Annotated in this window: 17 protein-coding genes; 11 read left to right on the top strand and 6 right to left on the bottom strand. The window is 60.7% G+C overall.

The genetic code is table 11. From position 1 onward, the window contains the following. Positions 1–108 precede the first annotated feature (108 nt). From ACB037_RS04630 to ACB037_RS04610, 5 genes are all read right to left on the bottom strand, one after another. Positions 109–1,083, bottom strand: coding sequence for a MalM family protein (locus ACB037_RS04630; RefSeq protein ID WP_042015533.1), 975 nt, complete (start codon positions 1,081–1,083; stop codon positions 109–111). Between the two features lie 90 nt (positions 1,084–1,173). Continuing rightward, positions 1,174–2,499, bottom strand: coding sequence for a maltoporin (locus tag ACB037_RS04625; protein ID WP_069651741.1), 1,326 nt, complete (start codon positions 2,497–2,499; stop codon positions 1,174–1,176). Positions 2,500–3,026: 527 nt separating this feature from the next. Then, positions 3,027–3,467 (bottom strand): flavodoxin, encoded by a 441-nt coding sequence (locus tag ACB037_RS04620; RefSeq protein ID WP_039039423.1) that lies wholly within the window; start codon positions 3,465–3,467, stop codon positions 3,027–3,029. 184 nt (positions 3,468–3,651) lie between these two features. After that, positions 3,652–4,428 (bottom strand): tRNA pseudouridine(65) synthase TruC, encoded by a 777-nt coding sequence (gene truC / locus ACB037_RS04615; protein ID WP_324046314.1) that lies wholly within the window; start codon positions 4,426–4,428, stop codon positions 3,652–3,654. Next, positions 4,428–4,763: a YqcC family protein gene (locus ACB037_RS04610; protein WP_041211288.1), complete on the bottom strand. Its 336-nt coding sequence runs from the start codon at positions 4,761–4,763 to the stop codon at positions 4,428–4,430. Before ACB037_RS04610 ends, truC begins: the two co-directional genes overlap by 1 nt. Positions 4,764–4,960: 197 nt before the next feature. Here ACB037_RS04610 and ACB037_RS04605 point away from each other — a divergent pair, with 197 nt between their 5' ends. The 5 genes from ACB037_RS04605 to ACB037_RS04585 all read left to right on the top strand — a co-directional run bounded on the left by ACB037_RS04605 (position 4,961) and on the right by ACB037_RS04585 (position 7,932). Beyond that, on the top strand, positions 4,961–5,989 hold the full coding sequence (locus ACB037_RS04605) for a DUF3549 family protein (protein ID WP_371174955.1): 1,029 nt from the start codon (positions 4,961–4,963) through the stop codon (positions 5,987–5,989). Positions 5,990–6,057: 68 nt separating this feature from the next. Then, positions 6,058–6,354, top strand: coding sequence for a DUF3301 domain-containing protein (locus tag ACB037_RS04600; RefSeq protein WP_039039421.1), 297 nt, complete (start codon positions 6,058–6,060; stop codon positions 6,352–6,354). Positions 6,355–6,413: 59 nt separating this feature from the next. After that, a complete protein-coding gene (locus ACB037_RS04595) occupies positions 6,414–6,650 on the top strand; it encodes a DUF2789 domain-containing protein (RefSeq protein WP_039039420.1) in 237 nt (78 codons plus the stop codon). 181 nt (positions 6,651–6,831) lie between these two features. Continuing rightward, positions 6,832–7,137 (top strand): hypothetical protein, encoded by a 306-nt coding sequence (locus tag ACB037_RS04590; protein ID WP_371174954.1) that lies wholly within the window; start codon positions 6,832–6,834, stop codon positions 7,135–7,137. A gap of 9 nt (positions 7,138–7,146) precedes the next feature. Next, positions 7,147–7,932 (top strand): Zn-ribbon-containing protein, encoded by a 786-nt coding sequence (locus tag ACB037_RS04585; protein WP_257709635.1) that lies wholly within the window; start codon positions 7,147–7,149, stop codon positions 7,930–7,932. A 73-nt stretch (positions 7,933–8,005) separates the two neighbouring features. Here the strand turns inward: ACB037_RS04585 and syd are convergent, their stop codons facing one another. Further along, a complete protein-coding gene (gene syd, locus ACB037_RS04580) occupies positions 8,006–8,554 on the bottom strand; it encodes a SecY-interacting protein (protein WP_049636267.1) in 549 nt (182 codons plus the stop codon). A 105-nt stretch (positions 8,555–8,659) separates the two neighbouring features. Here syd and queF point away from each other — a divergent pair, with 105 nt between their 5' ends. From queF to ACB037_RS04550, 6 genes are all read left to right on the top strand, one after another. Continuing rightward, entirely contained in the window at positions 8,660–9,508 is an 849-nt protein-coding gene (gene queF / locus ACB037_RS04575; protein WP_371174953.1) for an NADPH-dependent 7-cyano-7-deazaguanine reductase QueF, read from the top strand. Between the two features lie 116 nt (positions 9,509–9,624). Further along, positions 9,625–11,895, top strand: coding sequence for a hypothetical protein (locus ACB037_RS04570; protein ID WP_041214682.1), 2,271 nt, complete (start codon positions 9,625–9,627; stop codon positions 11,893–11,895). Positions 11,896–11,980: 85 nt separating this feature from the next. Beyond that, the gene (locus ACB037_RS04565; protein ID WP_029313929.1) at positions 11,981–13,582 is read left to right on the top strand and encodes a diguanylate cyclase; all 1,602 of its coding nucleotides are present in this window, start codon (positions 11,981–11,983) and stop codon (positions 13,580–13,582) included. Positions 13,583–13,739: 157 nt separating this feature from the next. After that, positions 13,740–15,095 (top strand): nucleotide 5'-monophosphate nucleosidase PpnN, encoded by a 1,356-nt coding sequence (ppnN, locus tag ACB037_RS04560; protein WP_010673382.1) that lies wholly within the window; start codon positions 13,740–13,742, stop codon positions 15,093–15,095. A gap of 122 nt (positions 15,096–15,217) precedes the next feature. After that, on the top strand, positions 15,218–16,015 hold the full coding sequence (gene xni, locus ACB037_RS04555) for a flap endonuclease Xni (RefSeq protein WP_069785575.1): 798 nt from the start codon (positions 15,218–15,220) through the stop codon (positions 16,013–16,015). Between the two features lie 142 nt (positions 16,016–16,157). Beyond that, positions 16,158–17,165 (top strand): isocitrate dehydrogenase, encoded by a 1,008-nt coding sequence (locus tag ACB037_RS04550; protein WP_010673380.1) that lies wholly within the window; start codon positions 16,158–16,160, stop codon positions 17,163–17,165. Positions 17,166–17,205: the final 40 nt, after the last annotated feature.

The raw sequence follows: 17,205 nt of genomic DNA, 5'->3' as shown, positions 1-17,205 counted from the left end.
GTAACCAAATGTAACCTATTGCGGATTTATATTATCCAGTCTACCTATTAAAAAGGCCTCCAACAAGGGAGGCCTCCAATAAATATCGATTTTAATAAACCGAGATATTTAGTTCTTCTGTGAACGTTTCACTGCATCAATAAAGACCGATTTCGCCTTGGTTGAACCGGCGCGCTCGGCTTCATTCACGAGTTGCATCGCCTTGTCGATGTCACCGGCCTTCACCGCTTTCTCGATCTGGGCGTTGTAGAAGCTCTCGGTCTCGCTCAGCATGGCGGGAGCCGGCTTGCTCGGCGCTGCGGCAACGGCTGCCGTGGTGGCCGCCGTCGCAGCCACGGCAGTGGTTGCAGGCTTGGCCTGGCTCATCGCCACCTTGTCGGCGTATTCAGGCTTGAACACGGCTTCCAGGCCTTGTCCCTTGGCCATGTCCGTGACCTTGATCTGTACCAGACCCCAGGGCGAATGCGGGATCACGGGGTCCTTGATATCCGGCTCGACCGTGCCGTTGGCACGGGCAAAGGCCTTCGCGGGGTGCAAGATGGTGGTGCTGCCCGCCGTCTCGTTGGCCGGCGCATAGACCACCATATAGGTTTCAGTGGCGGGATTGCCCGGCATGCTGCGGTCCACAAACACGCGCCCCTCAATCCTGTCGTTGTCGAGCAGGTGGGCTGGTTGATAGGCAAAGACCGACTCACCCAGCACGCGAGTCACCTTGAACTGGGCATCCAGCATGATCACCTTGGGAACCAGGACCGTCTTGCTGACCTGGGAGGCCAGGGTGATGGCCAGATTGCCGGTATTGGCCGGCAGACGATAAGCGGCAAAATAGCTCATGCCCTCGTCAAACTGATAACTGGGCTGCTTGCCGTCGATGGCCAGCAGCGTCTCGCCTTCCGGCAGGGAGACATAATTGAATTCGTTGAACCCTGTGCAACAACTGGTTGCCTGGGAGAGCGCCTGCTTGGCCTGATCGGCATTACTCAGAATGGAGGCGTGCTCCTGCACGGGCACCACCATGCTACCGGAACAACCGGCCAGCAGCGCGGTAACCATGGCCGCGATAGACATCTTTACCAGTTTCATTCTTCTTATCTCCATAACCCGGTTGCCACATCATGCGAAACAAAACTGCCCCCATAAGGGGGCAGTGACTAACTTAACTGAAGATATTGCTTACCACCAGGCTTCTGCTTGTACGCCAACCTGATAGGTGTCTTTGGAGGTGTTGCCTTCGAAGACTTCTTGATCTTCTGTGTTGGCCAAGTAAGAGGCGAACACCCGGATTTCCGGACGGGCCCAGAAGCTGGAGCCAGCGGACCAGGCCTGAGCCAGGGTCAGCTTGTAACCGCCATCCTTGTCGCTTCCGCCGTTGTTATAACTGGTCTTGTCCTTGAACACACCACCTTCGAAGATGGTCTTGTTGAAGTCATCCCACTTGTACATCGGGCGGACTACGGCAGACATGGTTTCGGTCTTGTCGTGGCCATTCCACATCTCGTTGCCTACACCGTAGACCAGCTGGTGGCCCATCTCCCAGGAGTTGCCCATCGGGATGACGCCCCAGTTGATGAAGCGGTAGCCGTCGGCACCGGCTTTGGCTTCGGCACCGTACCAGGAACCGTCACCGTAGTAGGCCATGGTCTTGGAGTAGCCTTCGGTACCGTACTGCAGCACGGTCTTGTTGAAGCCACCGAAGATGCCTTGAGTCAGTTCGGCAGTCAGCATGACGCCGTTCTTCATGTTGTCGTTCTTCAGATCTTTCTGGGCATCGGTCTCATTGACCAGGGCATACATGGCGCCCACTTCCAGAGAGCCGTCCTGCCACAGCGGGATGCCGGCATAACGTACATCCAGGGTGTTGACGTTCAGATCTTCGTTTTTACGATAGATGGGGTCGCCAGTATTCGGATCGGTACCAATCTGGTTGTACTGACCGAACACATCAGCCGCGCTGCGGTCGTTGCGTACCCAGGCCAGAGAGAGCTTGCCAGGACCAGCCTGGATGCCTTCGATACCAGCACCCGGACCAGAGATGTTCCAGTAGTAGAAGTCAGAGATGTGGATGTCGTGACGTTGGTAGAAACGCTTACCGGCCCACAGGGTGGCTTCCGGCGCGAAGCCCAGCAGACCCTTGGCTTGCACGTTGAACTGACGCAGTGCGAATTCGGAATCGCCATTGCACTGCTTGGCGTCGAAGTTACAGACGGTACCAGTACCTTCCCAGTCGTTGGAGCCGTTGGAGGTCATGGCAAACATGGAGTCTACGTAGAAAGTCTTGCCATCTTTGTTGAAGACTTCCTGACCCAGCTGGACTTCGCCGTAGGTATCATTTTCGTTACCCAGACGACCAACCTTGTTGACGTTGTATTTGACCATGTCCCCGTCACCGGAAACACCGACACCGGAACGGAAGTAGCCGTGGAAATCAACGGCGAAGGCGGCTTGAGAAGCCAGGGCTGCGGTTACTGCTGCAGCGATCGGGAGCCACTTTGCTTTCATTTTCATTTTCCTTATTCCCGCTGAGAGGAGTGTGATCCTGATATTCAAGTTCTTATCACCGGAAAAACGTTTTGGTGATAACCGGGGTCGATTATAGGTACCCAAATTCCCTGCAAACATGAGCTGATTCACAAAACGATGACAAATCGCACGCCACCGACAGCCACAGCAACAAAAGTTCAATAAACTTTCATTTTTTGGCACCAACCACCCAAAACAAGCACAAAAAAGAAAAACAACAACCAAAGAAAGCGCTTTCAAATATTAATTTGCGACGAGAGTTAAGTGATAAATCCGTGTCGCAGTAGCAAAAACATGACTGAAATCGCTTTCAATGCGGAACTTTTAATTTTTCAATTTGTCGTGGGTGATGATGAATATGGCCAACCGGTTATCATAATTTGCGAGAAAAATAACCGGACGAAAGAGAGGATATATTTGGGGGCTGAGGCGTGACGCCCCAAAAATAAAACACCCCCGTCAGCACACTCACGGAGGTGAATTTATTCTCGGGGAGAAGGGTCTGGCTACAGTCTATTTTCCCAGGTTTTCAACCAGGCCAGCGCCGCCACTTCAGGCTCATCTTCTACCGTCGCATCGATTTCCAGGCGCACAACCAGTGGCTCGGCAGCCAGCTCCTGCAACAGGGCATCCAGCGTTCGCCCCGCTCCGCAGAAGTGTTCATAGCTGCTGTCTCCCATGGCGATGAGGGCATAGCGCCATCCCTTCATATAAGGAGCACGATCGGCCAGGGCACTGGCAAAGGGCTGCAAATTGGGCGGTATATCCCCCTGCCCCGTGGTGGCGGTCACGATGAGCAGAAAGCGGGAAGCATCGATGTCGGTCAGCGCCGCGTCATCGAAGATCTGGCAGACATGGCCATTGGCTTGCAGGTGGTCACAGAGGGTCTCGGCCACCAACATGGCAGAGCCGTAGACGGTGCCGACCAGGATGTCGATCTCGGCCATCAGCGACTCCTCAGGGACAGACATTGGGCCCGGCAAGACCGGGATGGGTAGGAAGAGCCCCCTTGAACAGGCGGGGGGTACGCGATTGCGCAGGCGATATCTCGTTGAGCCATAAGTCATTCCTCTGACGTACCTGGGTTACAGCATGCCACAGCCCGGTCAGAGGCAACAGATGGAAAGAGGCTCAGGCGCCGTAGTCTTGCTCGCTGGCAGGCCAGCCCAGACGGGCGAACAGACCCAGCACCTCGGGGCCCAGGGGCGCCTGGATCCGCATCGGCACCTTGAGCACCGGATGCTCGAAGCTCAGACGGTGCGCGATCAACAGCAGGCGGTCGCACCCATAGTGCTCGCGAAAGAACCGGTTGTGCCGGCCATCCCCGTGGGTGGTATCACCAACGATGGGGTGGAACAGGTGATCCAGATGGCGGCGCAGCTGGTGCTTGCGCCCCGTCTTGGGAAAGAGGCGGACCAGGCTGTAGCGACTGGTGGGATGCTTCTTGGAGACGGCGAAGGGCAGCTCGACCTGATGCAGACGACGAAACGCGGTCACCGCCTCCTGGGCGGGGCGATCCGGGTCGCTGAAGGCATCGGCAATCTTGTCCAGCTGCTCCTTGAGCGGATAGTCGATGAGCCCCTCTTCGGGGGCCCATCCCCGCACCAGTGCCAGGTACTCCTTGTGGACCTGACGGGCAGCAAAGGCCTCGGTCAGGGTACGGGCCACGGCAGGATCGAGAGCAAACAGCAGCACACCCGAAGTGGGCCTGTCCAGTCGGTGCACGGGGTAGACATGACGACCCCCGATCAGATCCCGGGTCATCTGCATGGCGAAACGGGTCTCGGCCTTGTCGAGCCAACTGCGGTGCACCAGGAGACCGGACGGTTTGTTCACCGCCACCAGCCAGTCATCCTGATAGAGCAGAGTCGGCTGCAAGGCATCCGCTGTCCGGGTCTGCTCGTCCATCATTGTTCGACCACTTTGCCGGAGAGCAGCAGATCGAAACGGGCGATCAGACGAAGCAGGGCCTCGACCTCCGCCAGCTCCTCTTTATAGACCTCACTCGCCATGGGATAGAGGGAGACGCTGGTCGGCAGCGGAGCCTGCTGCACCACCAGTTGCTCCATGCGCGGGATCAGCACGAACTGCAGCCATTGATCGAAACTCAGGGTATCGACACAGAACGGCAGCTCGCTTGCCAGCGCCTCGCTCCCCGGATGGTCGGCTTGCCAGCGTTCCAGACGTTGCAACTCGGCAGTCAGCTCTCCCAGCAGACCGGCAACCAGCAGATATTGATTCATCTCGCTCACTTCCTCATCGCGGGCCCGGTCTGCGACGGGGCCCCACTCAATACGGCCATCAAAAAGGGGCGCTACTATACACCGACCCCGCAATGGCTGCCATGTTGCCGTCACCTTCATACCCTGCATCACCGCCTCTGGCTATCTGGTGCAGCCCCCTTATAATCGCCCGCATTATCTTCAAGCGGGATCTCTTCATGTCTTCCATCAACACCCTGACCGAGTTTCTGACCCAGGCCGATACCCAGTTCCAGCTGTTCGATCTGGGCCGCCAGGTGCGCCCGCTCCCCAGCGACCTCTTCGTGCGCATCGAGCAGCAGCAGGAGCCCTACCCCTGGCCGTTGCAGCAGCACGCCTGGCTCGGCGTGCACTTCTTCCAGCCGACCGAATCCAGGCACTACCTCTGGTTCCTCAAGTTCGCCCTCGATGAGCGCGGCCTGCTCATCTCCAGCGGCCCCAAGCATTTCATGGATCAGGTGGTAGAGACTCTGGGCTACAAGCTCACCGGTGAACTGGACGAAGAGAAGGCCCAGCGTCTGGCGGACAACCCCTACACCTTCCGTCCGGCCGAGGCCAAGATGGCCAGTGTGCACGCCAAGCTGGCCCGCCAGCTGGAACAAGCCCCTTCCGCTTACTACGAGGCCCTCTGCCACTATCTGGCGGCGCCGGGGGAAGAGGGGTGGCAGGCCCTGGGACTACAAGGGTTTGCAGATCTCGCGGAGCAGCTGCAGGTTGAACGCAACCTGGCACTGGTCTGCAAGGCCTTGCCCGTACTGCCGCAGGCCCCCCTTTACGCCCTGTGCCAAAGCCTGGAGAACGCCCCCCTGCCCCCTGCCCTGCAAGGCGCATTGCTGGAGCGCATCGGCAAGGAGCAGGAGTGCGCCGAGCCCGATGCCGAGACCCTGGCCTATCTGTGCCGGGCCCTGGCCTCCTGCCCGGGCAACGAGCTGCGCAGCAACAAGCTGCTGACCCTGCTGCAGACCCGTCCCAGCCCCTCCCTGCTGCTCGCCATCGCGGGCCGCCTCTGGCCCGATCTGAAAAGCCCGGCGCTGCTCGGCCTGTTCCTCGAGCAGCTCGCCCTGCAACCCACCCAGTTCTTCAACCAGGTATTTGCCGAGCTCGTCACTTTACCGGCCCTGCGCAATGATATGCTGGCAAAACTGCGTGACCCCGAACGCAGCGAGGCCCTGGGTCTGGCCATCGGTCGCCTGTTCGCTGCCACCTAGGCCCGGCACGACGGCCCTGTTGCCTGAGGTGAACAGGGCCCCCCACACATCACAGAAGGAACCCGCTGATGGGAGAAATGCTTGGGATCTTGCTGCTCGGCCTCGTTGGCTGGGCCTTCTGGCAACAGCGCCGCCAGGCGGAGCTGGCCTGGCAATACATGCGCCGCTACTGCCAGCACCACGACCTGCAACTGCTGTCGCTGGCGCGGACACACCGCGCCCTGGGGCACAAACCCCTGCGCCTGCTCACCTACTACCAGTTCGAGTTCTCCAGCGACGGAGAGAGCCATTATCAGGGACAGCTCTGCATGCAGGGGCTGCATGTCGCCGGTGTCGAGCTGCCACCCCATCGTCTCCCCTCCTAGATTTGAGAGCACGGGGGCTGGCTATACTCTTCCACAGCCCCCTTCCAAGGAGTACCGACATGGAATTGCTCACCCATGACATGGCCGCCCTGTTTGCCCAGCTGGGGCTGGCCAGTGACGACATCAGCCAGCAGCGTTTTATCCGCGACCATCCCATCGATCGCCATACCCAGTTGCCCGACGCGCCGTTCTGGACTCCTTCCCAGGCAGGCTTTCTGCGCGATGCCCTCAGCCACGACGCCGACTGGGCGGAAGCCATCGACCAGCTGGATGTGATGCTGCGCCAGGGGACCTGATCCCCCCACTCCCGGCGGCCAGCGTTGGGTCGACGCGGAGCCGCCAATCCCCTCCCTCCATCGCCCAGGCGCCCCTCCCTCTCGCCACCCACGCCCTTCGCTCCGCTTTCCTGATGGACAGGCTTTGATTAAGCTCTGTGCCACTATCCACCCGCAGCAAGACGGCCGTGCAGGAGCCAAGATGTCAGCCCAAGAGATCATCCAGATAGCCAACGAACTCAGTGCCAGGGGGATCACCCCCTCTACCGCCATGGTCAAGGCCCGCCTCAGCCATCCCGTGCCCATGGCCGAGCTGCTCAAGGTGTTGAGCCAGTGGAAGCAACAACCCCAGCCCGCGTCGACAGCGCTCGCCCCCGCCAGTGCCCCCGAGGCATCCCCCTTGGCCACGGAAAGCGTCACTCTTCAGCAACTGAGCGAACAGCTCGCCCGGCTGGAGCAGAAGGTCGATCGCCTCACCGATCTGCTGCTCAACCAGAAGCCGGATTGACCCATCGCCATGTATATCCTCGAACTCACCTTTGAGTGCTACCGCGATACGTCCCTCGGGGAGGCCGAACGGGCCATCGTCCACTACCTCGACATGCTGCGCTATCAGGGGCAGATCCTGGGGCGGGAGTTTCCCACCAGCATGCACGAAGGCTATTTCGTCAGCCGGGTGGTCTGCCCGGAGCAGGACAGCCTGCACCCTGACAACCAGAGCGAGCTGGTCGCCCTTGCCGAGCAAGGTCTGCACCAGGCGGGCCTGCTCGCCCCCAAACTCCACCTGCAAGGGGCGGATCTGCTCTCGGACAGTACGGACCCGTGCGCAGAGCAGGGGGAGCGTCCCAGCTGGATGCTGCTCTACACCAGCTTCCTGCACAGTTGCTCTCCCCTGCGCTGTGGCGATCACTTCGCCCCCATCCCGCTCTATCGGCTGCCCGCCGTCGCCAACGGTGACCACAAGCAGATCATCAAGTGGCAGGAAGATTGGGAAGCCTGCGATCAGTTGCAGATGAACGGCTCCATCGCCGAGCACGCCGCCCTGCACGAAATCGGCGAGGTGGGCAGCCGCCTTCATCGTCGGGGCAGTGATCTCGCCAGACGGCTGGAGCTCCTGAGCAGCATTCCCACCTATTACTATCTCTACCGGGTAGGCGGCCTGAGCGCCGCCGAAGAGCGGGCTCGCCCCTGCCCTGGCTGTGGTGGCCCATGGGCGCTGGACGCCCCCCTGCACGAGATCTTCGACTTCAGGTGCGAGCCTTGCAGGCTGGTGTCCAACCTCTCCTGGGACTTCAAGGAGTAGGAGCCTACCGCGCACAATGGTTCAATAAAAAGAGAGGGCCTTGCCAGGTGGCAAGGCCCTCTCTTTTGGGGCATCACTGGGGCAAGGTTTCCAGTCGCGCCAGAAAGGCCGGCAACGAGGGAGCCAGCGTCAGGCGCCGTCCGGAGTCCAGCCACTCCAGCCACACCTGGCCGCTCTCGTTATCGAGGGAGACCAGCGTCATCTCGTTGCGGGTCGTGGCAATGAAGAGTGAAGGGGATCGCTTCAACTTGCGCAGCATCAGCAGGTGGCCGATGAGGTTCTCCTTGAGCAGATCCAGATCGGCGTCGTTCCACGGCAGGATGAGTTCGATGCGCAGCCCCTTGAAAGAGCAGGGCAGAGGGCGGCTGAACCAGTGGCCAAACAGGGCGATGGCGCTGGGATGCAGCGTCAGCTCCAGGGCGTTCTCCATGGCCGTGAAGTCGGCTGCCTGCTCCCGCTGGAACGGACGCCAGGCGACTCGCCCCTCCCTGGGTTCATCCAGCTCGCAAGGAGAGCGCCAGTCGGCCTCCCAGTCGCACAGGGGCAGCCCCCGCCTTCCTTCGCCATCGCGCTGCCAGCGTAAAAAGAACTGCTCCAGGGCAGACAGGACTTGATCCGACATCGATATTCCCCACAATAGCGGCCTCTGATGGCCGCAAGTACCTGATCGAAAAATCGGGCCATTGCACCATCAAACCCCTTATCAGACAAGCGTGAGCAAACCAGCATGAGCAAACAAGAGAGATACGCCGGCGCCAGTGCGCTGCAAGGCCTGAGCCTGGGGCAGCAGTCAGCCTACATCAGCCAGTACACCCCGAGTCTGCTGCAGCCCGTGCCACGCAGCCTGAACCGCGACGATCTTGGCCTGAGAGGTGAACTGCCGTTCCAGGGGTGCGACGTCTGGACCCTGTATGAACTCTCCTGGCTCAATGCCAAAGGCAAGCCCGTGGTTGCCATCGGGGAGGTCTTTGTGCCGGCCACCAGCCCGAATCTCATCGAGTCCAAGTCGTTCAAGCTTTACCTGAACTCCTTCAACCAGACCCGCTGCGACTCCCTGGAGGCAGTGCAGGCGCTGCTGGTTCAGGACCTGAGTGGCTGCGCTGGTGCCCCGGTGAGCGTCACCCTCTTCACCCTCGACCAGGCCCCCCACCAGATAACCCAGCTGCCCGGTGAGTGCATCGACAACCTGGATATCGAGGTGGATGGCTACGAGTTTGACGAGACCCTGCTGCAAGGGGCCGCCGGTCGCGAGATCGTGGAGGAGACCCTGCACAGCCACCTGCTCAAGTCCAACTGCCTGGTGACCAGCCAGCCGGACTGGGGATCCGTGGTGATCCACTATCGCGGCCCGCGTCTCGACCGGGAGAAGCTGTTGCGCTACCTCATCTCGTTCCGCCAGCACAACGAGTTCCACGAGCAGTGCATCGAGCGCATCTTTACCGATCTCAAGCACTTCTGCGCCCCGGAAAAACTGACCGTCCATGCCCGTTACACCCGCCGCGGCGGCCTGGACATCAACCCCTTCCGCAGCGACTGGGAGCCGGTTCCGGCGAACCTGCGCCTCATTCGCCAGTAATCACCGGCGCCGCCATCCTGCGGGCTGCGGCCCGCTGCGCATCACCTCAGTAAACTCTGGACGGGCGGGGGTGGGCTTGGATAACATGCCTGCACCTCCGTGCCGTTCTTAATCCAATGAATCAACTGTTTTTTCTGGCAATGATGATGTCCTCCCTGTCGGCTCCTGATCTGGATCTGGCCAAGGAGCAGTTGTCCATCGACCTGCAGCAGGCCCAGACCCTGGTGCTGACCGATCCCGCCAGATGTGCCCAGATTGCCACCTCCTTCCTCGAACGCACGGCCAACAATCCCAAGCAAATCATCAGCAACCGTCAGGAGTACGGCTATCGCGAGCCAATGCTGAACTACGGTACCGCCACCCAGACCACGGGCGCCTATCTGCTCAAGGGGGAGTGTCTGCAGCAGCTAGGGCAGTTCGCCCAGGCACAGGAGTCCTTCGAGCAGGGCATCGCCATGGCCGAGAAAGAGCAGCAGTTCGAGCTGCAGGCCCATGGGCTCTATCTGCTGGTTAGAAGCCGCAACCTGCAACAGCATACCCATGGCGCCGCGGCCCCCCTGCTCGACAAACTCGACAAACTGCTGGCCAATCCCGACCTCAAGGAGAGCCAGTTGCAGGTCTACAGCCGCTTGCTGCGCGTCAACGCCAGCATAGAGGAGCGGCAATTCGATCTCGCCAAACAGCAGCTGGCCGAGACCCGCAAATGGGCGGATCACGCCAAACAGCCTCTGGCCAGGGCCTGGACCAGCGCCGTGGGCGGGGATCTCTATCAGGCGCTGGGTCAGCCCCAGCTTGCACTGGGGGAGTACATCGAAGCACAACAGCAAGCCAAGCCCCTGCAGGATCCCCTCTTCCTCGGCCTGCTCTCGAACCAGATGGTCAGCCTCTATCAGGAAGAGCAGGAGCCACAAAAAGCGCTGCAATACGCCAGCGAGGCGGCCAACTATTTTCATGCCCTCGGCAATCCTTCCATGCTGAGCGACGCCCTGATCGTGCTCGCCCGCCTCAACCGGGATCAGGGCGAGATGAACATGGCGCTGGTCTATTTCTTCAATGCCCTCGACCTGCTGGACGAGAGCAGCAACCGTACCCGCATCGCCCATCTCAAGTTCGAGATAGGCAAGACCTACCTGCAGACCGGCAACCTCAACCTGGCGCGAAACTACCTGAACGCCGCACGCCAGTCCCATGAGCTGGGGGATGACAAGGAGTCGCTCATCGACACCCTGCTGTTGCTGGGAGAGCTGCACCTCAAGCAGCAGGAGGCGGGCATCGCCATCCTGCAGTTGGAGAACGCTCTCACCCTGGCCAACCGGATTGGGGACATCCGGCGCCAATTCGAGATCTTCCGCCTGCTCTCCGTCGCCTATGAGCAGAAGGGTTACCTCCAGCAGGCCCTGGAGAGCTACAAGAATTACCACCAGCGCAGCGAACTGGTTCGCCAGCAACAGCTGGCGCTGGAGCAGGAGGCGGTGCGCGACAACTACGCCCAGGTGGAGCGGGTGCAACAGGTCAAGGAGCTGGAACAGCAACTCGACGCCAGCCAGCACCAGCAGGAGCGATACCTCTGGACCAGCGTCAGCACCGGGCTGCTGCTGGCACTCTTCATCTATCTGTTCTTCACCCTCTGGCTGAAACTGCGGGTCGCGCGCCTTCATGCCAAACAGCTGGGAGAGGCCCTGCTGGTAGAGCCGCGCAGCGGCCTGGCCAACTGGCAGCGACTGATGAGCCGCTGGCCGCGGGAGATGGCCAAGCGCCAGCAGAAATCCGAGCGCTGGTACCTGAGCGAACGCCCCACCAGCGAATTTGACGACAAGCTGCACTACCTGCTGTTCCGGGTTCCCTTCCTGATCAACAGCCTGGAGCAGCACGGCTATCAGGTCAGCCGCGAGATAGAGCAGGCCTTCGGCCGCTACGTCAACGAACTGACCCCGCAGGATGGCCGCATCTACGACCTGCGCGAAGGCCACCTCCTCTATGTGGTGCCCCAGCGCCACGTGGCCCAGTTGCATCAGCTGGCCCAGACCCTGCTCGACACCCTGGCAGCCTTCCCCTGCGAGCACCCGCTGGACAGGCGCATCAGCCTCGGCATCGTCAGCCATCCCTTCCTGCCCAAGGCAGCCATGGCCCTCGATCACCACGGCCTGTTCGATCTCTGCTACCTGGCCCTCTCGGGTGCCATTCAGCTCAGCGAAAAATGCCAGCAGAGCGTCTGGCTTGAGCTGGCCGCCATCGATTGCCAGCAGGCCGCATTTTTTAACGGAGATGTGTGGCAATGCTGCTTGATGGCAATTGACAAGGGACTGGTAAAAGTAAATTCTTCTCATGAAAAGCAATGGGTTAACTGGCTTGCGCTTTCACGGACGAAGGTTGCGGACAATCCGTGACAAAAAGGTACTCAACGGGGTCTTTGATTGGCTTTCTGTTGCTGGACGAAACAAAAACGATAATGACAACAGGGCGACCTGAAGAATGAATGATATGGCTGCCGTAACAGGACAACTGGCAAGACTCAGGGAATCCCTCCAGCAGAAACAGCAGGAGCTTGACGGCATGGCGAGCTTCTCCGATGCCGAACGCACCCGCAGTATCCAGTTCATCGGCAAGCTGATGCAAGCCTGTCGTGGCCACGATCGCGAGCTCGACAACCGGCTCGCCAAGCTCAAGCAGAAACTTGAAGGCAACCCTCCGCTCACCTCCATCGATGCCGATCTGATCGCCATCGAGAAGCTGTTGCAGCAGCACAGCCACACCATGGAAGAGTCCATCAGCCTGACCCGGGCAGCCATCGATCTCGGCAGCAAACAGCTCAAAACCATCAAGGGGTTTCCGGAAGATACCCGCCGCGCCCTCAAGGAGTTTCTCGCCAGCCCGGAGAGTTACGGCATCGGCGATCACCAGAAGAAGGTGATCCGGCTGCTGGAGTTCTACCAGCAGGCGATCAAGATCCAGCTGCTGCCGCGCAAGCCGCTGATCCCCCCTTCGGCGGAGATCCCCACCGAGCTCTCCAGCCCGGCCCCTACCGACTCCTTTGACATCAAGGCACATGCCCAGATTTCAGACGAGTTGCAGCGTCTCATCACCGAGCTCGACTTTGCCGGCGCCGTGGGCGAGAGCCTCGCAGACATCCGCCGCCAGTTGCTCGGGGGCATCACCCCTGCCCTGCTGGCCGAAGTCTGCCTGCAGATCATCGAACTCATCATCGAGGGTACCCGGGAAGAGCGCAAAGCCTCCCAGGCGTTTCTCAGCACCCTGAACGAGAGTCTCTCCTCGGTCCATTACAGCTTTACCGAATCCCTGGATGAAGGGCGGGCGCTGCAAAATGCCGCCCATCTCAGCGGACAGGCGCTGGAGCGGGAACTCGCCGCCATCGATCGCGCCATGGCAGCCCATGACTCGCCACAGATACTCAGGGGCGCCATTTCTGGGCATCTGGACACCATCCGCCGGCTGCAGCAGGAGCGGGAGGAGATGGCCAACCGCGAGCGCCACCTGCTCACCCACCTCTCCAACATGGAAGCCAAGCTCAGGTTGATGAAGGACGAGACCGCCGAGTACAAGAAGCGGCTCACCATCCAGAAACACAAGCTCTTCCTCGACAGCCTGACCCAGGTACACAACCGGGCGGCCCTGGACGAGCGACTCGAGCTCGAATACAAACGCTGGCTACGCTATGGCACCCCCCTGTGCCTGGCCATCATCGACATCGACCACTTCAAGCACATCAATGACAACTACGGCCACATGGCCGGCGACAAGGCATTGAAGGTGGTTGCCAAGGCCCTGCAGAACGCCTTGCGCGACACCGACTTCATCGCCCGCTTTGGCGGTGAGGAGTTCGTGGTCCTGCTGCCGAACATCAATCCGGACAAGTACCAGAAGCCGCTGGAGAACCTGCGTCAGACCATCAAGAGCATCCCGTTCCGCTTTCGCGATGCCAGGGTCGAGATCACCATCTCCATCGGTGCCACCCTGTTTCGGACCGGCGACCATACCACGGATGCGTTCGAGCGTGCCGACAAGGCGCTTTACAGTTCCAAGCACTCCGGCCGGGATCAGGTCAATCTCGCCTGAATCCGCTTTGAGGAGCGGCTAAAAAAGCGGCAAACGCACAGTCCCCCTATTCCCCTGCCCCCCCCTTGCCTCTACTATCGAACCCGAGGGATGCCAAAGCATCCCGTTTTCTCCCCAGGGAAAGCACAACGATAACAAGCGAGTGAAAGGGGAAATTATGATTACACACATCAATCCCGTGGGCAGCATGGACCTGCTGTCCCAGCTCGAGGTGGATCGCCTCAAGCAGACGGCCTCCAGCGATATCTATCAACTGTTTCGCAACTGCTCGCTGGCGGTCCTCAACTCCGGCAGCCATACCGACAGTTCCAAAGAGATACTGGAACGTTTCAAATCCTTCGATATTCACGTGATCCGGCGCGAGCGCGGGGTCAAGCTCGAGCTGTTCAACGCCCCCGAGCACGCCTTCGTCGATGGCGAGATCATCCGCGGCATCCAGGAGCACCTGTTCTCCGTGCTGCGGGACATTCTCTATGTGTCGACCCAGCTCGAGTCCAATCGTCTGGTCAACCTGACCAGCTCCACCCATATCTCCAACGTGGTGTTCGCCATCCTGCGCAACGCCAAGGCGATCCTGCCCGGCGCCGACCCCAACCTGGTGGTCTGCTGGGGCGGCCACTCCATCAACGAGGTGGAATACCAGTACACCCGGGCAGTGGGTAGCGAGCTGGGTCTGCGCGAGCTCAACATCTGTACCGGCTGCGGTCCGGGTGCCATGGAGGGCCCCATGAAAGGGGCCGCCGTCGGCCACGCCAAGCAGCGGGTGCGCAACGGCCGTTACATCGGTCTCACCGAGCCTTCCATCATCGCCGCCGAACCGCCGAACCCCATCGTCAACGAGCTGGTGATCCTGCCGGACATCGAGAAGCGGCTGGAAGCCTTCGTGCGTCTGGGTCACGGCATCATCATCTTCCCGGGCGGGGTCGGAACTGCCGAGGAGCTGCTCTACCTGCTCGGCATCATGATGCACCCGGCCAACGATCGCCAACCCATCCCCATCGTGCTGACAGGCCCGAAAGAGAGCGCCGACTACTTCCGCGCCATCGACGACTTCGTCAAGGCGACCCTGGGGGAAGCCGCCACCAGTCTCTACCGGATCATCATCGGCGATGCGCCCGAGGTGGCCCGCGTGATGAAGGAGGCGATGCCGAAGATCCGCGAATACCGCAAATCGGTGGGAGATGCCTACTCCTTCAACTGGTCCCTGCGGATCGAGCCCGAGTTCCAGCTGCCGTTCGAGCCGGATCACGCCAGCATGGCCAGCCTGGATCTGCATCGCAACCAGCCGCCCCAGCTGCTGGCAGCCAACCTGCGCCGCGCCTTCTCAGGCATCGTCGCAGGCAACGTCAAGGAAGGGGGCATCAGGGCCATCGAGAAGAAGGGTCCCTTCAAGCTGCACGGCGACAAGGAGCTGATGCACCTGATGGACAGGTTGCTGGAGAGCTTCGTCAAGCAGCAGCGCATGAAGCTGCCGGGCAGCCAGTACGTTCCCTGCTACGAGATAGTCAAATAGCCGGGACACCACAATGCACCGGAGGGGCCCATGGGCCCCTCTTTCATTGACTGGTCTTCTACGGGGTTAGCAGGAGACGCCACCATTGTTACAATGGCACTCCCCGACGCCCGGAGTGCCCCATGCCACACCTGCTCATCATCGATGCCCTCAACCTCATCCGCCGACTGCACGCGGTGCAGAGCCAGCAGGGACTGACCCCGGCCCAGGCCCTGCTCGCCACCCGAGCCAACCTCATCAACACCTGCAAGAAGCTACTGGCAGCCAGCGAGCCGACCCACGCCATCGCGGTCTTTGACGGTGAGGTCCACAGCTGGCGCAAGACGCTCTATCCCCCCTACAAGGAGGGCCGCACCCCCATGCCGGATGAGCTGAGGGAAGGGCTTGCCGACCTGCAGGACGCCTTCTGGGAGTGCGGTGTGGATGCCCTGCTCTCCCAGACCGACGAGGCGGACGATCTCATCGCCACCCTGGCAAGCGGCATTGCCCAGCACGGCGCCAGCGCCACCATCATCTCCACCGACAAGGGGTTCTGCCAGCTCATCTGCCCGCAGATCCGGGTGCGGGATTACTTCAACAAACGCTGGCTGGATGCCGCCTTCGTCCAGCAGCAGTACGGCGTTACACCGACCCAGCTTGTGGACTTCTGGGCCCTGACCGGTATCAGCGGCTCCAACATCAAGGGGGTGCCCGGCATTGGCCCCAAGACCGCCACCCAGTTGCTGCAGCAATACGGGGACCTGGCTGCCATGCTGGAGGCCTGTGAGCGGGAGGAGGCCACCAGACCCCTGCTCAAGCTGCGCCAGCACCGGGAAGAGGCCCTGCTGGCCCAACGCCTGGTCCGGCTGCAGCACGATATCCCGCTCGGGTTCAACCTGCGGGAGATCCGCTACCCTCCCGTCCCTGATGCCGGGGCGTGATCCCCAGCACACCATTTCCCAAGACAGGCCGTACCTGTTGACATAAATGGGTAAAATGTAAAGAAACATGGAGGATGTGGTGCAAAAATGGTATAAAGCCGACGAATCCTCCCCCTCTGTTCCCTAGAAGTGGATACGCCTCATGTCAAAAAGAAAGATTACCGTCATCCCGGGCGACGGCATCGGCCCCAGCATCATCGAATCCGCCATCCAGATCCTGACCCACGCGGGTTGTGACTTCGACTACGAATACGCAGACGCCGGTCTGGTAGCCCTGGAAAAACATGGTGAGCTGCTGCCCCAGGCCACCCTCGACCTGATCGAGAAGAACAAGGTCAGCCTGAAAGGCCCGCTCACCACTCCGGTCGGCGGCGGCTTCACCTCCATCAACGTCTCCCTGCGCAAGAAGTTCAATCTCTACGCCAACGTGCGCCCCGTCCTCTCCTTCAAGGGCACCAAGAGCCGTTACGACAACATCGACATCATCACGGTGCGCGAGAACACCGAAGGCATGTACTCCGGTGCCGGCCAGAAGCGCAGCGATGACAACCAGAGCGCCGAGGCGATGAGCATCATCACCCGGGAAGGGGCCGAGCGCATCGTCACCTTCGCCTTCGAGCTGGCGCGCCAGGAAGGACGCAAGAAGGTCACCATCATCCACAAGGCCAACATCCTCAAGTCCACCTCCGGCCTGTTCCTGGAAGTGGCCCGTCAGGTCGCGGCCCGCTACCCGGACATCCAGAACGAGGAGATGATCGTCGACGCCGCCTGCATGAACCTGGTGATGTACCCGGAGCGCTTCGATGTGATGGTCACCACCAACCTGTTCGGCGACATTCTCTCGGATCTCTGTGCCGGTCTGGTGGGGGGGCTGGGCATGGCGCCGGGCGCCAACATCGGTGAAGGGGCCGCCATCTTCGAAGCGGTACACGGCTCTGCGCCGGACATCGCCGGCAAGAACATCGCCAACCCCACCTCGGTGATCCTCGCCTCCATCCAGATGCTGGAATATCTCGGCATGCAGGACAAGGCGGAGCGCATTCGCGAGGCCGTGCGGGCGACCATCGAGTCCGGTGATCGGGTGACCCGTGACCTGGGGGGCACAGCGTCCACCAGCGAATTCACCCAGGCCATCATCGACCGTCTATAAATAGAATCCAACCATATGATTTTAAAAGGGAGCTTCGGCT

The sequence above is a fragment of the Aeromonas sp. S19(2024) genome, assembly GCF_041402625.1.
Taxonomy (GTDB): domain Bacteria; phylum Pseudomonadota; class Gammaproteobacteria; order Enterobacterales; family Aeromonadaceae; genus Aeromonas; species Aeromonas caviae.
This window is presented reverse-complemented; position numbering and strand designations above follow the sequence as displayed.